Origin of the sequence: Actinomadura sp. DC4 (assembly GCF_030406325.1) — a bacterium.
GTDB lineage: Bacteria > Actinomycetota > Actinomycetes > Streptosporangiales > Streptosporangiaceae > Actinoallomurus.
The window spans coordinates 14033-31652 of the sequence record NZ_JAUEQY010000024.1; the positions used below are offsets into that span (position 1 = coordinate 14033).

Genomic DNA, 17620 nt, shown 5'->3' on the forward strand with positions numbered 1-17620 from the left:
GGCCGTCGGCGCGCTTCGTCCCGGTGGCTGCGACCACCGAGGGGGCGACGACGCTCCGCCGGCCGGTTCGCGCTTCGCCTTCCGGGTGACGGCCGGCCGGAGGCGACCGGAGAATCTGAGTATGCGCAGGTCAGCGTGGATAACGTCCTGACCGCGGTGGCGCGCCCAGAGGGATTCGAACCCCCGACCGTCGGATTAGAAGTCCGATGCTCTATCCGGCTGAGCTATGGGCGCCGGTCGATCGTTCTGAGTGTACGGACTCCGGAGCGTTGATGTGATGCCGGTGGCCGCTAAGCGCCACGGGGTGGGTGGGCGGCGTGGTGCGTTGCGGCTGGGAGTAGCCGTGCGCCCTGGAGCTGCGGTGATGGCTCTGTGGCCGGAAGTGGTAAAGAAACCTTTCACTGACTCTCGGGTCGACCCGTCCTCACTCCGCTTGTGACGGTCCGTCACCACCGTGCGTGATGGGTGGGCGGCGGGACGCGTTCGGCCGTTCCACCGTCGGTGGAACGGCCGAACCCGGGGTGCCCGCGGCGCGCCCCGTCAGGGGGACAGGTCATAGACGGTCGTGCCGTCGACCGTACGGGCGGTGTACTTCGCGGCCACCCAGGCGGCGATCTGCTGGGCGGCTCCGCTGCCGGTTCCGGCGCCTCGCATCATCGAGCCCGCGATGAAGTAGTGGACCTTTCCGGCCTGTACGAGCTGCTGGAACCTGCTCAGGCTCGGGGCCGGGTCCGTGCCGTTGAAGCCGCCGATGGCCATGACCGGGTCTCCCGTCGCCAGCTGGTAGCCGGCGGCGCTGTTCGAGCCGACCGCCGCCGCGGCCCAGGTGTACGAGGTGGCGTTCTGCTCGAGGTACGCCGTCAGGGTGGCGCTCGGTGTGGTCGCGTCCAGCAGGGCGCCCGGGCCGCCGCCCATTCCGCCGGCGCGCATGCCGCCGCCCTGACCACCGCCGCCCTGGCCGACGCCCCCGGGCTGTCCGGAGGGGCGAGTCGGTGCGCCGCCCTGCCCGTTGCCCGCGCGGCCCTGCCCGGCACCTCCGCCGGGCGGCCGGCCGAAACCGCCGCGCGTACCGGCTGGGAAACCGCCACGTCCGCCGCCTCCGGGGAAGCCGCCCGATCCGCGCATCCCGCCACCGGACGGGCCGGCCGTGGGGATCGCGCCCTTGTGCGAGGTGGTCGCCGTGTCGATGGCGTACGCGGTGGGGCCGGCCAGCGACGCGGCGACCGCGACGGCGGCGCCGGCCACCAGGAGACGCGCGGGCAACCGTCGCCAGGCCAGGAGGGTGATCGCGGCAAGGAGGCCACCGAGCAGTACCGGAATTCGGAGCCACGGGACGAAGTCCGGCGTACGGCTCAGCAGGCGATAGCACCACCACGCGGTCAGAGCCACGGCCGCGGCCAGGGCGATCGTGGCGGCCGGGCGGCGGCGATGGGACCAGAGGACCGCGGCGCCGATCCCGACCAGCGCCGCGACCGGCGGTGCCAGGGCGACCGTGTAGTAGCCGTGGAAGATGCCCTGCATCAGGCTGAACACCGCGTCGGTGACCAGCAGCCATCCACCCCACACCACGAACGCCGCCAGGCCGCGATCGGTCCGCACCCCGGCGCGGCCGGGGTGTGCGGCGGAGGCTCCGGGGACGCGGGCCGCAGGTACGGGCTGTTCGCCGTCGAGGCCGCGCGCAGGCGCGTCAGAGCACTCGGCGTCATCCTCGCCGAGGTCGGCGGACGAACCGGTACGGTCCGTCCCGGTCCCGGCATCGCGCCGAACGCCGGGCGGGCGCAGGCGCGCGGGCGACCCGCCGCCCGACTCCCTGAACGGCTCGGCGGCAGGACGCGGGCGACCCGGCCGGCTCCCGGCCGCAGCCGCCCCCTGCGTCGCAGGCGTTCCGTGCGACGGCCGGGACGCCGTCGGTAGTACGCGGCCGAGCCGGGCCGGAAGCAGACCGAAGAGCGAACCCTCGCGCGCCGATGGGCGCAGGCGAGCGGCCCCGTCCAGCGTGGCGGGCGATCCGCGTGACGGCCGACGTGTCGCCGGCAGCAGGCGGCCGAGCCAGGCGGGAAGAGAACTCTCGCGGCTCGCGGTCGGTTCCAGGTCGTGCGGTGAGCGGCGAGCGGTCAGCCAGACGCCTGCGAGCAGGAGGACCAAGGCGGCGGGGAGGAGCCAGGCGATCTGGCCGCCGAGTTCCACGTCGAACATTCTCAGCCAGCCGGCGTCCTGGTTCGTGTTGCCGAGCCCGCCCGTCTCGTTGCCGCTCAGGCGGCCGAACCCGTTGTACCCCAGCGCCAGCTCCAGCACGCTGTTGTGCTGCGACCCCCCGATGTAGGGCCGCGACCCCGCCGGCACCAGCGCGACGACCGCCACCCACCAGCCCGCCGACGCGAGCAGGACAAAGCCCGCCAGACAGAGCTGCCACAACCGCCGGCGCAGCCCCGTCGGCGCCATCAGCAGGTAGACCAAGCCGAACGCCGGCAGTACGAGGAACGCCTGCAGCATCTTGGCCAGGAAGGCCGGCCCCACACACGACCCGGCCACCAGCAGCCACCCCGTACGCGCCTCCTCCTGGGCCCGCAGCAGCGCATACGCGCCGAGGGTCAGCAGCAGTACCAGCAGCGCGTCGGGGTTGTTGAAGCGGAACATCAGCGCCGCCACCGGTGTCGTCGCCAGGACCGCGCCCGCCAGCAGGGCCCCGCCCGCCGCCGCACGCGGGCCGTACGAGGCGAGCGACCGGCGTACGGTCGCGTACAGAAGAGCGACCGTTGCCACGCCCATCAGGGCCTGCGGCACGAGGATGCTCCACGCGTTCACGCCGAAGAGGCGCGCCGCCAGGTCCATCGGCCACAGGGACAGCGGCGTCTTGTCCACGGTGATGAAGTTCGCCGCGTCCGAGGAGCCGAAGAAGAACGCCTTCCAGCTGTGCGCGCCCGCCTGTACGGCCGCCGAGTAGAAGGAGTTGGCCCAGCCCGAGGCGCCCAGCCCCCACAGGTAGAGGGCGGCCGTCGCGACCAGGAGCACTGCCAGCGCCGGGCGTGCCCACGCCGGGTCACCGCGCAACGAGCGTGGCGAACACGAGGTGGCGACGGGGGCCGAGGCGGAAGAGATCATGACTCTACGGTCGGCGGCCGAGCTTGATCGCCGGTGAGCCGATCATTAAATCCCGCTGAGAACGGCTCAGCGGCGCGAGGCGCACGCGATGCAGGTGCTCGCCGTCGGCCGGGCGGCGAGGCGCTCGGGCGCGATCGGTTGACCGCAGCTCTCACACGTGCCGTACCCACCCTCTTCGAGCTGCCGCAACGCCCGGTCCAGCTCGGACAGATGGCGCTGGGACTGGTCGAGCAGGGACTCGATCTGCGAACGCTCGAAGGCGATCGTGGCGCCCTCTGGGTCGTGCTCGTCGTCCACGCCGGTCGAGACCGTGGAGTCGATTATCCCGTCGCGGTCGTGGTTGAGCGCCTCGATGCGTTCGAGTGTCCTCGTACGCTCCGCGGCCAGGAGTTCCTCCATCGAAGTCACCTAGGCAAAACGCCCCGGCGACCCGCCGAATTCCACCACCTCACCCCGAACCCCGCATGATCAGTTCGAGCCCGAGCGTGACCTCGCGCGCGGCGGCGCCGGGCCGCTCCAGGCGCTGGAGGAGGAGCTCCATCCCCGTACGCCCGGACTCCTCCAGGGGCTGCCGTACGGTCGTCAGGCCCAGGGCCTCGGCCAGCGGGCCGTCGTCGAAGCCCACCACCGAGACGTCGGCGGGGACGGAGAGCCCGAGCTCGTGGGCGGCGCGTACGACCCCGGCCGCCAGGGTGTCGTCGGAGGCGAAGACGGCGGTCGGGCGGTCCGCGCCGGTCAGCAGGGCGCGCGCGCCGGTCAGGGCGTCGCCGGTGAGCCGCACGTCGAGGGCCGCCCCGGCCAGCGCCGTACGGTATCCGGCGAGCCGCTTCTGCGCCGGCGAGACGTACCGGTCGGACTCCTGCGCCTCCCCGAGGAACCCGAACCGGCGATGCCCGCGCCGGAGCAGGTGCTCGGCGGCGAGCCGTCCCCCGAAGGCGTCGTCGGTGTACACGGAGTCGAGACCGGGATGCCGTACGTCGACCAGCGCCGTCGGGAGCCGCGGCGCGACCTCCAGCGGCCGGCTCACGATGATGATCCCGTCGAGCCGCCCGGTGACCGGCAGGCTGGCGAGCAGCGGCGACGGGGTCCGCGCCGCCGACTCCTGGTCGAACACGACGACCTCGACCGGCCGGTGGGCGACGGCCTCCAGCACGCCGGCCAGGCGGCGGGCGGCGGAGGGATAGGAGGTGTACGGCGCGAGCACGCCGACCCGGCCCACCCCGCGACGGGCGCGCGCGACCGCCTCGGCCTTGGGGACGAAACCGAGGGCCTCGACGGCCGCGAGGACCTTCCGCCGGGTCGGCTCACGCACCCGATCGGGGGAGTTGAGCACGAGGGACACGGTCGAGACGCTGACGCCCGCCTCGGCCGCCACGTCGCGAATGGTCGGCACCCCGCCTCCTCGAACTGGTTCGATAAAACATATACTAGCGCGATGTCTGCTTCATACGTGGTGACGGGCGGCGGCCGGGGAATCGGGCGAGCGGTGGCCGAGCGGCTCGCCGAGAGAGCGGCCGTCGTGGTGATCGAGCGAGACGCGGAGGCGCTCGCCTGGACGGAGGGGCACCCGCGCCTGGTCGCGGTGGCCGGCGACGCCGCCGACGAGACCGTCACCGAACGGGCCGCCGACCGTGCGGAGGCCGCGGCGCCTCTCGCCGGCTGGGTGAACAACGCCGCGGCGCTCGGCGACGCCGCTCCCTTCCACTCCGCTCCGGCGGCGGACGTCCTGGAACGGGTCTCGCTGAACCTCGGCCTCGCCCTCGTCGGCTGCGCGACCGCCGTACGCCGTTTCCTCGCCGCGGGCACGGCCGGCGCGATCGTCAACGTCTCCTCCCACCAGGCGGTCCGCGCCGTGCCGGGCTGCGCGTCGTACGTGACGGCCAAGGCCGGGATCGAGGGCCTGACCAGGGCACTGGCGGTGGAGTACGGGCCGGGCGGGATCCGGGTGAACGCGGTCGCGCCGGGTTCGATCGCGACCGAGCGGTACGCGGAGTTCCTCAACGTTCAGGACACGGCGGACGCCGCGCGCACCGAGGACGCGATGGCCGCCCTGCACCCGCTCGGCAGGGTGGGCCGTACGGACGAGGTCGCGGCGGCCATCGCGTACCTGCTGTCGTCCGACGCCGGTTTCATCACCGGCGCGACGGTGCCGGTGGACGGCGGGCGTACGGTGCTCGCCCGTGACCCGGAGGCGCTGTAGGAGACTTGTGAATCGCAAACTCCTCCGGCCGTTATCGTGGCGCCAGATGTCGTAAAAGAGAGGCATTTCTCCGCGCGGTGATCGGACCATTTTTTACGGACTGATCTGCTATTCGGCGGACGGGATCGGGTATCACCCATCCGTGTCGAACGGAAATGCCGCCGCCGGGCTGCTGGTGACGGTCGCGATCCTCACCGGTATGTCCCATGTGACGCCGGGGAGACGGCACGCCGTGACGCATCACTGGTCGAGCCCCGAGCGGGTCGAACTCGGCGACGCCCGGCTTCCGGTCAGCTCCGTACGCACCGTGCAGACCCATGCGTCGTACGACGCGCGGGACCGGTCGAGGCCGCGGATCGTCCACCGTGAGACGACGTGGGGCAAGTCCGCGGAGCCCCCCGAGGTCATCGTCGGTTACGTCGACCCCCGCCGGGGGCCGCGGGCGTTCCACCGCCTGACGAAGGTGACCGAGGGCGACCGCGTGAAGGTCGTACGGCACGACCACAGCGTGGCCTGGTTCAAGGTCGACTCGGTACGGCGAGCGCTCCGCCGCTCCATCGAGCGCGAGCGGTCCTCCACCGGCCGGCCGGAGCTGCGCCTGATCTCGCTGCGCGACAAGAAGGAGCAGAAGAACGACCCGCGCGACGTCGTCGTCTCCGCCCACCTGGACCGCCCCGAGACCCCCGAGACACCGCCCGGCTGACGCGCCGGTACCCACGATTTCGGATTTAACGGCGATCCCAGCCATTGGCGTCCTGTATTAATCGTTACCTTTCTGCCGGGTTGGACCTTCCGTTTCCCTGGTTACGCTGACATCGCCATGGCGGTCGCGACGACCGCGACCTACGGGGCATGCAGGGGCCGGGGTACGGTGCCGATCGCCGCGCGTACACCGATCTCGGCCGGTGCCACGAGATTCTCCAGGTCAGGATCGCCGACCGGCCGTTCCAGTGGCCGCACGCGGGCCTGTACGCAGGCGACCTGGCCGAGGTCCCGACGGTCATCGTCGAACTGCTCAACCGGTCCGCGCCGCGCCAGGCGTTCGACCTGGTCGCGCCGACCACCGATGACGAGCTGGCGGATCTCGACCACGAGCCGGCCGCCCGGGTGTCCACACTGTGCACGGTGGCCATGGTCGACTGCCACCACCTGGCCGGTGTACCGGGGTACGACGAGCGGCTCGACCAGGCGATCACCGCCGCGGGAGTGGCCGGGGCGGATCGGCCGGCCGGCGGCCCGATGCCGCCGCCCCTGGTCGCCGACCCCGCCTACCACCTGCTCCACCAGGCGCTGCGCCGGCATGGCCGCGGACAGGTCACCGCGGCCGAAGACGACCTGCGGCCGGCCGTGACGCTGCTGTCGTGCATGGACGCCGGCCCGAAGACATCGCTGCGGGGCCTGCTCAGGACGGCGTTCACCACCGGCCGCCTGCACCACAAGCAAGCTCCGCGCGGCGATCGAACACATCCACGGCGACGGCGAGCTGCCGGAGCTGCTCGACCGGGCGCGGCCATGGCGGCTGCCGGCGAGCGGCGAGGCGGAACCCCAGCGGCCACCGGACGGGCAGCGGATCGCCACCGAGCGAGATCCCCTTCGGTCGGGCCCGGAAGCTCGCCTCCGTCGCATGGTCCCCCGCCGGCGACCTCATCGCCACGGGCCACACCGACCAGGTCATACGCGTCTGGGACGCCGCCACCGGCGAAGCGGTCCTGACGCTCACCGGTCACCTCGCCGTCCGCTCGATCGGTTACCGGGCCATGCCGGTCGCGTGGGCGGTGCGGATCTGGGAGATCGTCGCCGACGGCTGACGCCGCGTCACGCCGATGGCGGGGCGGGGATCTCGTGGGAGGACAGGACCAGGGTGCCGTTGGCCGTGGCGTGGGAGAGCTCGCGCGACAGCGAGAGCGCCGACGTCCGTACGGCCGGGGCCAGGCGGTCCAGGTCCAGCCGGTTCGCGTGGCCGGTGATCGAGATGGCCGCGATGACCCGGCGCCGGTGGTCGAAGACCGGGGCCGCGACCGCGGACACCCCCACCTCCGACTCCTCCCGGTTGATGCCGTACCCGCGTTCGAGGGTCCGGGCCAGGTCGCGCTGCAGCAGGCCCGGCATGGTGATCGTGTGCGGCGTGTGGCGGGCCAGGCCCGCGCCCAGGACCAGGCGCAGGCGTTCCGGGGCGCCGAAGGCCAGGAACAGCTTGCCCATCGCCGTGCAGTACGCCGGCAGGCGTCCGCCGACGCGGGAGATGATCGGCATCGAGCGGCGGCCGCTGACCTTCTCCAGGAACAGGGTGTCGATCCCGTCGAGGACCGCCAGGTGGATGTTCTCGTGCGACGCCTCGTACAGGTCCTCCAGGTACGGCAGCGCGGCCTCCCGCAGCCCGCGCGGCCGGGGGACGCGCTGGCCCAGGACGAACAATCGCATCCCCAGGCGGTAGCCGTGGCCGGTGCGCTCCAGGGCGCCCCACCCGACGAGTTCGCCGAGCAGCCGGTGCACCGTGGGCTTGGGCAGGCCCGAGCGGGCGGCGAGCTCGGTCAGGGTCAGGTCGATGTCGGACGGGCCGAAGGCGTTCAGCAGGCTCAGCCCGCGGGCGAGGACCGACTTCGGCGGCGAGGCGTCCATGTCAGAAGCCTTCCCTTCGCGACCGCGCCGCGCAATGGGCCGGCACGTCGTTGGGCGGCGGTCCGTGCTCGGTCATCGGGAGAGCTCCTTGTGCAGGTGGTCGGCGAGGCGGGCGGCCAGCGCCATGACGGTCAGGGACGGGTTCACCGACAGCGAGGCCGGGATGAGGGACGCGTCCCCGACGTACAGGCCCGCGACGTCGTGCGAGCGCCCGTTCGCGTCGACCACCGAGCGCCGGGCGTCCGAGCCCATCGGCACGCTGCCCTGGACGTGCGACGTGCACAGCCCGGTCCACAGCACCTCGCGGGCACCGGCCGCGCGCAGCGCCGAGACCGCGAACGAGCGCGCCGCCTCCAGCCGTGAACGTTCGGCCGCGGAGAAGCGCTTGGCGACGACCGCCTCCCCGCGCAGGTCCAGCTCGACCACGCCGCTGTTCTCATCACCCGCCATCACCAGGAACCCGGCCCAGTGCCGGTACGCCCGCACGCTGTCGGCCAGCGGCCGGCCCCACAGCGGGCCTCCGCCGGCCTCGACCAGGCTCTCGGCGAACGACACCGGGTCCTGGATGGTCGGCCCCTCGATCACGAACTCCCGCTGGTGGTCGAGGCTGTGCCCGGTGATCGGGTAGACGCGGTGGTTGTCCTGCGGCTCGTCGAAGCGCCCGTACACCAGGCGCGCCGGGTGCAGCCCGAGCGTACGGCCGACCGGCCGGGACTCCGAGGCGCGCTGGTAGTCCGGGCTGTTCAGCAGGATCCGCGGGGTCCCGAGCGCCCCGGCCGCGAGCACGACCGTTCGGGCCCGTACGACGTCGTCGCCGCAGCCGACCCCGGTCACCCGGCCGCCGGAGACCAGCACGCGGTCGACCGTCGTACGGGCGGCGAGCCGGATCTCCCCGCGTCCCACGGCCGGCGCGATGAAGGTGTTCAGCGCCGACTTGCCCGCGTTGGTCGGGCAACCCTGCAGGCACGAGCCGCAGCGGGTGCAGTTGTGGTCGGTGTAGGACCGTACGGGCTCGAACGAGGCGCCGGCCGCGGCCAGGCCGTCCCGCAGCACGTACGCGCTCGGCGGCCAGTCGGACCTCTCGCGTACGCCGAGCCGCCGTTCGACCTCGTCGTACCAGGGGCGCAGGTCCTCAGGGGAGAAGGGCCGGCCGCCCTCGCCGAGCAGTCCGGTCCGCTCGTGGAAGGCGGCGACGTCGAAGTCGGCGGCGCGCATCGCGACCTTGGTGTTGATGACCGTCGACCCGCCGACGCAGCGGCCGGCCAACAGCGCGACCGGCTCGTCCCCGTCGGTGAACCGGACCGGCCACCACAGCCGGCGCCGCGCCTCCAGCTCGAAACGCGTGTGCGTGGAGGCGGGGTACAGCCCGCCGGCCTCGATGAGCAGCACGTCGTGACCGGCGCGGCCGAGGTCGGCGGCGATCAGGCCGCCGCCCGCGCCCGAGCCGACGACGACCACCTCGGCCTCGCGGGGCAGCGGTTTGGCCGGCGTCGGCGGCTCGGTCAGGAACGACCAGTCCTTGTTGAGCCGGCGGGCCTGCGGAGGGTCGAACCCGATGTCGTCCCAGCCCGTCGGGCCGGTGTGGCCGGAGACGGCGAAGTCGCCGTAGTAGGCCTCGATCGCCAGCCGCCGGACCAGCGCGAACGCCGCCGAGCGTGCGAGCGGCGCGAGCCCGTCCGCGCCCTGCCCGACCGTGGGCGCCAGCAGCCCGATCGCGGCGTGCAGAGCGTCCTCCTCGCCGGGGGACATCCCGGCGACGGCCTGTGCGATGTAGTGCTCGGGCCCGATCGCGTGCGATCCGGGTACGAGGGACTCGCAGAGGTCGGCCAGGACCCGCGTCTCTCCGAGGTTCATCAGTGCATCGCGGATCCGCCGTCGACGTTGATCGTCTGGCCGGTGAGGAATCCGCTCCCCTCGTCGCAGACGTACGCCAGCGTCGAGACCAGGTCGCCGGGCGCCTCGACGCGAGGGATGACCTGGAGGTCGCGGACCCGCTCGAACCCGCCGTCGGCGCCGACCGTACGCGCCGCGGTCGCGGTACTGGTCAGCCCGGGCGCGATCGCGTTGACCGTGATGCCGTCCTCGCCGACCGCGCCGGCCAGGGCGCGGGTGAAGCCGACGAGGCCGGCCTTGGAGGTCGTGTAGGCGACCATGTCGGGCGGGCCGAGGAACACCACCGCGGAGACGATGTTGACGACCCGGCCCCAGCCGGCCGCCCGCAGGTGGGGCAGTGCGGCCTGGGTGACGATGAAGGGGCCTTCGAGGTTCAGCCGCATCACCCGCCGCCAGTCCTCGATCGTCGTCTCCTCGAAGGGCATCGCGGGATAGATCCCGGCGTTGTTGACGACGATGTGCAGGTGGCCGTGGTGCCCGATGACCGCCTCGACGGCGGCGGCCACGGCGGTGCGGTCGGTCACGTCGGCCTGGATGCCGAGGAAGCTCCCGCCGGCGCGTTCGCCGGTCTCGGTCAGGTCGGCGACGTCCAGCCCGGCCACGCGGTATCCGCGTTCGGCCAGCGCGACGCAGAACTCCTGGCCCAGACCGCCGGCGGCACCGGTCACCAGCGCGACGCGTTCACTGCCCACGATGGCGAGCCTGATCCACGGCGGGAACCCGGACAAGGACGGCGTTCCACTGACCGGAACCCGCCGGTGAACGCGCGCCGTAACCGACCCGGGCGTCTCGGTACGGTGCGCCCCACCGGACATATCGCCGCGTTTCCATTCGGTGAAACGGCCTGCTTGTCCGGACGGATCAATCCGTCCATGCTCGCGGAACCCCGGACCATTCCGCTGAGAACTCGCAGCCGAGCCGTGAGGAGCGATGCCGCGATGCCACCCGCCGTGACCGACTCCGACTCCGCCGCCGGGCAGACCGGCGGCGAACGGCCCGTACGGCCGCTCTACCGCAGGCTCGTCCGCGACGAGTTCGGCGTGATCGCCGTGCTGGTCGTCATCGTCCTCGGCGTCGGGATCTTCCACCCGGACTTCCTGCGCAGCGGCAACCTGCTGTCCATCACCCACAACACGGTCTATGTCGGCCTGATGTCCTGCGGGATCGTCTTCCCGCTCGCCATGCGCGAGGTCGACCTGTCCGTCGGCGGCATGTACGCGATGTGCATGGTCGTCGGGGCCGTCCTCATCAGGGACGGGGTGAGCACCTGGATCGCGCTCGTGGCGATTCTCGCCCTGTCGGCCTCGCTCGGCGCGGTCAACGGCGTCATCACGACCTACATGGGCCTGCCGTCGTTCATCGTCACGCTGGCCACGGCGCTGCTGTTCCGCGGCGCCGGGCTCGCGCTCGCCGACGGCAAGCAGATCACCGACCTGCCGCAGAGCGACTCCTTCTTCACCTTCCTCGGCGGCGACTCGCTCGGCGTGCCGACCGCCGTCTGGATCTCCGCCGTCCTGGTCGTGGCGCTGACCGTGGTGTTCACCCGTACGAGGTTCGGCGCGCGGGTGCGTGCCATCGGCTCCAACCGGGAGGCGGCCCTGTTCAGCGGCCTGCCGGTGGCCCGGACCCGGATCGCGGCACTCGCGCTCTCGGGCCTGATGGCGGGCGCCGCGTCGGTCTTCTCGCTGGCCTTCTTCATGGCCGGCGACCCCACCGTCGGCCAGGGCTACGAACTCACCGCCATCGCGGCGGCGATCATCGGCGGCACGCCGCTCGCGGGGGGCCGCGGGTCGATCGTCGGCGCGGTGGTCGGCTGCCTCATCCTCAGCGTCGTCGCCTCGGCGCTGGCCTTCTTCCAGGTCCCGATCAACTGGACCACCTTCGCGACCGGCGGGGTCATCCTCGTCGCGGTCGCCGCCGACACCCTGCTGCGCCGCATACGGAACCCGCGTTCCACCGGTGCCTGACCGCCCCCGCCCGTACGCGAGGAGACCTCGAATGAACCAGCGCACGCGAGCCGGCATCGCCGCCGTTCTCGTCCTCGGGCTCACCGCCGCCTGCGGCGACGGCGGATCCGGATCCGGATCCGGCAAGAAGCTCAAGATGGGCATCGCGGTGCCCAACAACAGCCTGAACTTCGCCCGGGAGATGTACCAGGGCGCGACCGCCGCCGCGCAGCACGCGGGCAACATCGACTTCAAGGTCGTCGGCCCGCCGAACACCGACGGCCCGGCCGAGGTCCAGCTCTTCCAGAACCTCGTCGTCACCCACCGGGACGGGGTCGTCCTGTTCAACCTGGACCCGCCGATCTTCACGCGGCCCGCCGCGCAGGCCGTCGGCCAGGGCGTGCCGGTCGTGGCGCTGGACACCGCGCCGACCCCGGGCAGCAAGGTCGACTTCTTCGTCGGCACGGACAACTACGAGCTCGGCGGCCTGCTCGCCCAGGCGGCGGTCAAGAAGCTCGGCGCCGGCGCGAAGGGCACGGTCGTGATCGGCCAGACCGACCTCGGCGTCCCGGTGCTCGACAACCGGGTGAAGGGCATCAAGGAGACCTTCGCCAAGCTGGCGCCGGGCATCAGGACGGCCGGCCCGTTCCACACCTACAGCGACCCGGCGCAGAACTACAACGCGTGGATCGCGCAGGTGCACGCGCACCCGGACGCACTGGCCTTCCTCGGCGTCGGCGACGCGGACAGCTACGACCTCGCCAAGATCAAGCAGCAGGAGAAGGGGAAGTATCTCACCGCGGGCTTCGACGTCGACCCCAAGACGCTCCAGGCGGTCAAGGACGGCACCAACTTCGCCGGCATCGATCCCGAGCACTTCCTCAAGGGCTACATCTCGACCGCGGTCCTGGCCCAGTACGTACGGGACGGCAAGAAGCTGCCGAAGGGCTGGTTCAAGACCCCCGGCCAGGTCGTCGACAGCGGCAACATCGACCAGGTCATCGCGCGGGAGAAGACGCCGCAGGCCGCGTACGACACGTACAAGCCGCAGATCGACAAGCTCATGTCCGACATCGGGGCGAACATCCGGCCGCTCTCGGAGGCGCGCTGACATGCTGACGGCCTCCGGCCTCGTCAAGCACTACGGCGGTGTCGCGGCGCTCGACGCCGCCGGGATCTCCGCCGAAGGCGGCGAGGTGCACGCCCTCGTCGGGGAGAACGGCGCCGGGAAGTCCACGCTCGTCAAGATCATCTCCGGCGCCGTCCGGCCGGACGCGGGAACGGTCGAGCTGGACGGCCGGCCCGTACGGTTCGCCAACACCCGGCAGGCCGCCGAGCAGGGCATCGCGATCGTGTCGCAGGAGCTGATGACCTTCGGCGACCTGACCGTGCTGGAGAACCTCTTCCCGCTCGGCGGGCCCGGCCGGTTCGGCCTGGTCAGCAACCGGGCGATGGAGCGCCGCGCGGCGCCGGTCCTGGCCGAGCTCGGCCTGGAGGTGTCCCCGTACGCGCGGGTCGAGACGCTGTCGCTCGCCGACCGGCAGCTCCTGGAGATCTGCCGGGCCCTGCTCCTGGACCCCCGGGTGCTGATCCTCGACGAGCCCACCTCGGCGCTGCCGCGCGCGGCCGCCGACCGGCTGGCCGGGACGACGCGGCGGCTGGCCGGGCGCGGCCTCGCCGTGCTGTACATCTCCCACTTCCTGGAGGAGGTCATCCGGGTCGCGCAGCGGGTGACCGTGCTGCGCGACGGCCGTACCGCGCTCGCCGGGGAGGAGATCGGGCAGGTCAGCGTGGACTCCCTGGTCGCCGCGATGCTCGGGGGAGCCGCGCCGGAGGCCATCGTACGGGCCGAGCGGGCCGTGCGCGGGGCCGCCTCGGTCTCCCTCGGCGGCGTCAGCGTGTACGGGCGGCTGCGCGACGTGTCGCTCACCGCGTCCGCCGGTGAGATCGTCGGGCTGGCCGGACTGCAGGGCGCGGGTCACCTCGCGGTGCTCGACGTCGTGTGCGGCCGGGCGCGGCCGACGGCCGGTTCGGTACGGCTGCCCGGCGGCGCGGTGCCGCGCTCGCCGCGCCAGGCCGTCGCGGACGGGGTCGCGTACGTCTCCGGCGACCGCAAGGGGCGCGGGCTGATGGCCGACCAGCCGCTGTGGGAGAACGCCACGGCCGTACGCCGGCTCGGGCTCGGCCGTGACGGCGTGCTGCCCTCGCGCCGGCGGATGGTCGAGCGCACCGAGGGCCTGGTCAGGCGGCTGCGGATCCGCGGCGGCCCGTACGACCTGGCGGGCGAGCTGTCCGGCGGAAACCAGCAGAAGGTGGTGCTCGCCAAGTGGCTCGACGCCGACCAGGCCGTCTTCGTCCTCGACGACCCGACGCGCGGCGTGGACGTCGGCGCGCGTGCCGAGATGCACGAGATCGTCCGCGATCTCGCGGGCGACGGGAAGGTCATCCTGATCGCCTCGACGGACCTGACCGAACTAGTCGATTTGTGTGATCGTGTCCTGGTCTTCCAACGCGGCCGCCTCACTGATGAGATCGTCGCCCAAGCGCTGTCCGAGCAGGCGCTGAGCCGGGCGATGAACGCCGGGTTCGCGGTGGCGCCATGAGTTCGGCGCCGGACGAAGGCAGGGAGACGATGGGCTTTCTCGACGAGAAGATCTGGACCGGGTCGGTGTTCAGCGACGACTGGGGCGCCTCGGCGGCCGGCGACGCGGCCATCGCCGAACCGGCGACCGGAATCGAGCTCGGCAGGATCGGGATCGGTGGTCCCGCCGAGATCGGCCGGGCCGCCGCCTCGGCGGCGAACGCGCAGGTCGCCTGGGCCGAGACCTCGTACGAGGAGCGCGCCGCGGTGCTCCGGCAGGCGGGACGCCTGTTCGAGGAGCACGCCGCCGAGATCGAGGAGTGGATCGTCCGCGAGACCGGCGCGATCCCGCCCAAGGCCGCGCTGGAGACCCACATCGCGGCGCAGGAGTGTTACGAGGCGTCCGCGCTCGCCTCGCACACGACCGGCGAGATCCTGCCGACGGCCAAGAAGCGGCTCAGCTTCGCCCGCCGGCTGCCGGCCGGCGTCGTGGGCGTGATCTCACCGTTCAACTTCCCGCTCATCCTCAGCATCCGGGCGGTCGCCCCGGCACTCGCCCTGGGCAACGCGGTCGTGCTCAAGCCGGACCCGCGTACGGCCGTCTCCGGCGGTGTCGTCCTCGCCCGTGTCTTCGAGGAGGCCGGACTGCCCGCCGGCGTCTTCCACATGCTCCCCGGCGGAGCCGAGGCGGGGGAGGCGCTGGTCACCGACCCGCACGTGCGGGTCGTCTCCTTCACCGGCTCGACCGCCGCCGGCCGCAAGGTCGGCGAACTGGCCGGACGCCACCTCAAGCGCGCCCACCTGGAGCTCGGCGGCAACTCCGCGCTGATCGTCCTGGACGACGCCGACCTGGAGCTGGCGGTGTCGGCCGCGGCGTTCGGCTCGTTCATGCACCAGGGCCAGATCTGCATGACCACCGGGCGCCACCTGGTGCACGAGGGCATCGCCGGGGAGTTCGTCGAGCGGCTCGCCGCCAAGGCCGACGGACTGTCGGTCGGCGACCCCGCGGTCGAGCCGGTCGCGCTGGGCCCGATCATCGACGAGCGCCAACGGGACAAGGTGCACGCCGTGGTGACCGCGAGCGTCGAGGCGGGCGCCCGGCTGGCGGCCGGCGGCACGTACGAGAACCTCTACTACCGGCCGACCGTCCTCACCGACGTCACCCCGGACATCCCCGCCTTCACCACGGAGATCTTCGGCCCGGTCGCGCCGGTCAGCGTCTTCGCGTCGCTGGACGACGCGGTGGAGCTCGCCCGCGGCACGGACTACGGCCTGTCGCTGGGCATCCTCAGCCGCGACGTCATGAAGGCGCTGGACCTGGCCGAGCGCATCCCTTCCGGCATCGTGCACATCAACGACCAGACGGTCGACGACGAGGCGACGGCCCCCTTCGGCGGCGTCGGCTCCTCGGGCACCGGAGGCCGGGCCGGCGGTCCCGCGGCCAACATCGAGGCGTTCACCGAGACCCAGTGGGTGACCCTGCAGGGCGACATCGCGCCCTATCCGTTCTAGACCTTCTCGGACGCCTCCCTCCAGCCGGATGCCCCGCCTCCTCCCCCCGGGCGGGGCATCCGGCTCCGTCAGAGCAGCGAGGCGGGCAGGCCGAACGCTTCGAAGTGGTCGGAGCCGAGGAACGAGGTCAGCCCGGCGATGCGGTCGTCGCGGAGCGTCAGCACGGTGATCGACCACAGGTCGTGCCGCGCTTCGGGTTCCGCGCCGACGTAGCAGGCCAGCGCGGGCTGGCCGTTCGCGGTCGTCTCGATATGCCGCCAGCTCGGGCAGCGGGTGATCGGGACCTGGACGGCGAAGTCGGTCACCGCCGCGATGCCTGAGTACCAGTGCGGCAGCGGCGGCATCGACCAGGTGACGTCCTCGGTGAGCAGTGCGACCAGGGCGTCCGCGTCGCCGCGCTCCAGCGCCGTCGCGTAACCGGCCACGAGCTCCCGCACGCGCGCGTCGCCGATCTTCCGCAGCGTCTCCTGCTGGGTGGGGGAGACGACCTTGCCGGCGAGCACCCTGCGGGCGCGTGCCAGCGCGGAGTTCACCGAGGTGGTCGAGGTCCGCATCATGCCGGCGATCTCGGCGGCCGAGAAGCCGAGGACCTCGAACAGCAGCAGTGCCGCCCGCTGGTTGCCCGGCAGGTGCTGCACCGCGGCCACGAAGGCCAGCTCGACGGTCTCCCGCCGTTCGTAGTCCGGGTACGGGCCGAGCCAGGCCACGTCGGTCAGCGGGACGCTCTCGATCACGGCGCGCGGACTGGCCGGGCCGAGGTCGACGGGCAGGGCCCGCCGTTCGCGCCCGGCGAGGACGTCCAGGCAGGTCCGGGTGGCCACCGAGTAGAGCCACGTACGCAGCGAGCTGCGGCCCTCGAAGCCGCCGATGCCGCGCCAGGCCCGTACGAGCGCGTCCTGCAGGGCGTCGTCCGCGTCGTGGAACGAGCCGAGCATCCGGTAGCAGTGCGCGTGCAGCTCCCGGCGCAGCGGCGCCACCAGGCGGGTGAACGCGGCGTCGTCGCCGCCGCGCGCCCGCGCCAGGTCGGCGTCCTCGGCGATCCCGGAAGAAATCTCGCTCACGAGAGACGATTCTGCCCCACGGCGCCGGTCCCACCTCCGTCGAGATGTTCCAAGCGAAGGAGAACCCACGATGACGCCCGAATGGTTCGACGTGTCCAGCCCCGACGCGGCACGAGCGCGAACCTTCTACCAGGAGATGTTCGGCTGGCCGGTGACGGTGCTCGACGAGACGTACGCGCTCATCGGCGAGGACGGCGCCCCGGCGGGCGGGATCGGCCAGGCCGGACCCGGCAGTCCCTACACCGGCGTGGTCGTGTACTTCCGCGTCGAGGACATCGACGCCGCGCTCGACCGGGCGGAACGCCTCGGCGGCGGTCGGCGGCTGGACCCGGTCGCGGTCCCCGGCCGGGGACGGATCGCCGTCTTCACCGACGCCGACGGCAACCCCGTCGGCCTGCTCGGCGACTGACGCGGCGGGCGCTCAGGAGCCGAGCCGGCGCAGGACGGCGAGGACGCGGCGGCGGTAGCCGCCCTCGCGCGGCAGGTCGAGTTTGTCGAAGGCGGGTCCACCCGGCACCGGCGTCACCGGGTAACACAGCACGTCCGGCTGGGCGGGCAGCGGCGGACGTGACCTGTCCGGCCGCCGGCGGCGTCCGCCGCTGCCCGCCGTCCAGGCCGGAGCACGGCCGCCTCCGCCGCCGAGGCGTCGCCATGGGGAGGTCCCTTCAGCGGTACGGGAGACCCCAGGGGCGCCCCGCCGCTGTTT

Annotated in this window: 16 protein-coding genes and 1 tRNA gene; 8 read left to right on the forward strand and 9 right to left on the reverse strand. The window is 72.8% G+C overall.

Annotated features, from left to right (window positions below):
• Positions 1 to 157 precede the first annotated feature (157 nt).
• The 4 genes from QWU11_RS32555 to QWU11_RS32570 form a co-directional block, all read right to left on the reverse strand.
• Positions 158 to 234 (reverse strand) — tRNA-Arg (locus QWU11_RS32555).
• A 306-nt stretch (positions 235 to 540) separates the two neighbouring features.
• On the reverse strand, positions 541 to 3102 hold the full coding sequence (locus tag QWU11_RS32560) for a glycosyltransferase family 39 protein (protein ID WP_290118316.1): 2562 nt from the start codon (positions 3100 to 3102) through the stop codon (positions 541 to 543).
• A 66-nt stretch (positions 3103 to 3168) separates the two neighbouring features.
• Entirely contained in the window at positions 3169 to 3501 is a 333-nt protein-coding gene (locus QWU11_RS32565) for a TraR/DksA C4-type zinc finger protein (RefSeq protein WP_290118317.1), read from the reverse strand.
• 49 nt (positions 3502 to 3550) lie between these two features.
• Entirely contained in the window at positions 3551 to 4495 is a 945-nt protein-coding gene (locus QWU11_RS32570; protein ID WP_290118318.1) for a LacI family DNA-binding transcriptional regulator, read from the reverse strand.
• Positions 4496 to 4537: 42 nt separating this feature from the next.
• Here QWU11_RS32570 and QWU11_RS32575 point away from each other — a divergent pair, with 42 nt between their 5' ends.
• Together QWU11_RS32575 and QWU11_RS32580 are read left to right on the forward strand one after the other, a co-directional pair.
• On the forward strand, positions 4538 to 5302 hold the full coding sequence (locus QWU11_RS32575) for an SDR family oxidoreductase (protein WP_290118319.1): 765 nt from the start codon (positions 4538 to 4540) through the stop codon (positions 5300 to 5302).
• A 142-nt stretch (positions 5303 to 5444) separates the two neighbouring features.
• Entirely contained in the window at positions 5445 to 6005 is a 561-nt protein-coding gene (locus QWU11_RS32580) for a class F sortase (protein ID WP_290118320.1), read from the forward strand.
• A gap of 140 nt (positions 6006 to 6145) precedes the next feature.
• Here QWU11_RS32580 and QWU11_RS32585 read toward each other — a convergent pair whose 3' ends face one another.
• The gene (locus tag QWU11_RS32585) at positions 6146 to 6880 is read right to left on the reverse strand and encodes a hypothetical protein (RefSeq protein WP_290118321.1); all 735 of its coding nucleotides are present in this window, start codon (positions 6878 to 6880) and stop codon (positions 6146 to 6148) included.
• Positions 6881 to 6888: 8 nt separating this feature from the next.
• Between QWU11_RS32585 and QWU11_RS47490 the strand changes: the two genes are divergently transcribed.
• Positions 6889 to 7110 carry a hypothetical protein gene (locus QWU11_RS47490; protein ID WP_354670923.1) on the forward strand — a complete coding sequence of 74 codons (222 nt, stop codon included), beginning with the start codon at positions 6889 to 6891 and terminating at the stop codon, positions 7108 to 7110.
• Positions 7111 to 7117: 7 nt separating this feature from the next.
• Here QWU11_RS47490 and QWU11_RS32590 read toward each other — a convergent pair whose 3' ends face one another.
• From QWU11_RS32590 to QWU11_RS32600, 3 genes are all read right to left on the reverse strand, one after another.
• Positions 7118 to 7921, reverse strand: coding sequence for an IclR family transcriptional regulator (locus QWU11_RS32590; protein WP_290118322.1), 804 nt, complete (start codon positions 7919 to 7921; stop codon positions 7118 to 7120).
• A gap of 72 nt (positions 7922 to 7993) precedes the next feature.
• Positions 7994 to 9775, reverse strand: coding sequence for a GMC family oxidoreductase (locus QWU11_RS32595; protein ID WP_290118323.1), 1782 nt, complete (start codon positions 9773 to 9775; stop codon positions 7994 to 7996).
• Positions 9775 to 10506, reverse strand: coding sequence for an SDR family oxidoreductase (locus tag QWU11_RS32600; protein WP_290118324.1), 732 nt, complete (start codon positions 10504 to 10506; stop codon positions 9775 to 9777). Before QWU11_RS32600 ends, QWU11_RS32595 begins: the two co-directional genes overlap by 1 nt.
• A 246-nt stretch (positions 10507 to 10752) precedes the next feature.
• Here QWU11_RS32600 and QWU11_RS32605 point away from each other — a divergent pair, with 246 nt between their 5' ends.
• From QWU11_RS32605 to QWU11_RS32620, 4 genes are read left to right on the forward strand one after another with little or no spacing between them, the layout of a single operon-like run.
• Complete coding sequence (locus tag QWU11_RS32605; protein WP_290118325.1) at positions 10753 to 11781, forward strand: ABC transporter permease; 1029 nt, start codon at positions 10753 to 10755, stop codon at positions 11779 to 11781.
• Between the two features lie 31 nt (positions 11782 to 11812).
• Positions 11813 to 12871, forward strand: a complete 1059-nt coding sequence (locus QWU11_RS32610; protein ID WP_290118326.1) for a sugar ABC transporter substrate-binding protein — start codon at positions 11813 to 11815, stop codon at positions 12869 to 12871.
• Position 12872: 1 nt separating this feature from the next.
• Positions 12873 to 14363 carry a sugar ABC transporter ATP-binding protein gene (locus QWU11_RS32615; RefSeq protein ID WP_290118327.1) on the forward strand — a complete coding sequence of 497 codons (1491 nt, stop codon included), beginning with the start codon at positions 12873 to 12875 and terminating at the stop codon, positions 14361 to 14363.
• Positions 14364 to 14392: 29 nt separating this feature from the next.
• Positions 14393 to 15853 carry a benzaldehyde dehydrogenase gene (locus tag QWU11_RS32620; protein ID WP_290118459.1) on the forward strand — a complete coding sequence of 487 codons (1461 nt, stop codon included), beginning with the start codon at positions 14393 to 14395 and terminating at the stop codon, positions 15851 to 15853.
• Positions 15854 to 15921: 68 nt separating this feature from the next.
• Here the strand turns inward: QWU11_RS32620 and QWU11_RS32625 are convergent, their stop codons facing one another.
• Positions 15922 to 16914: a sigma-70 family RNA polymerase sigma factor gene (locus QWU11_RS32625; RefSeq protein ID WP_290118328.1), complete on the reverse strand. Its 993-nt coding sequence runs from the start codon at positions 16912 to 16914 to the stop codon at positions 15922 to 15924.
• 70 nt (positions 16915 to 16984) lie between these two features.
• On the opposite strand from QWU11_RS32625, the gene QWU11_RS32630 reads away from it, so the two are divergent.
• A complete protein-coding gene (locus QWU11_RS32630; RefSeq protein WP_290118329.1) occupies positions 16985 to 17323 on the forward strand; it encodes a VOC family protein in 339 nt (112 codons plus the stop codon).
• Positions 17324 to 17620 lie beyond the last annotated feature (297 nt).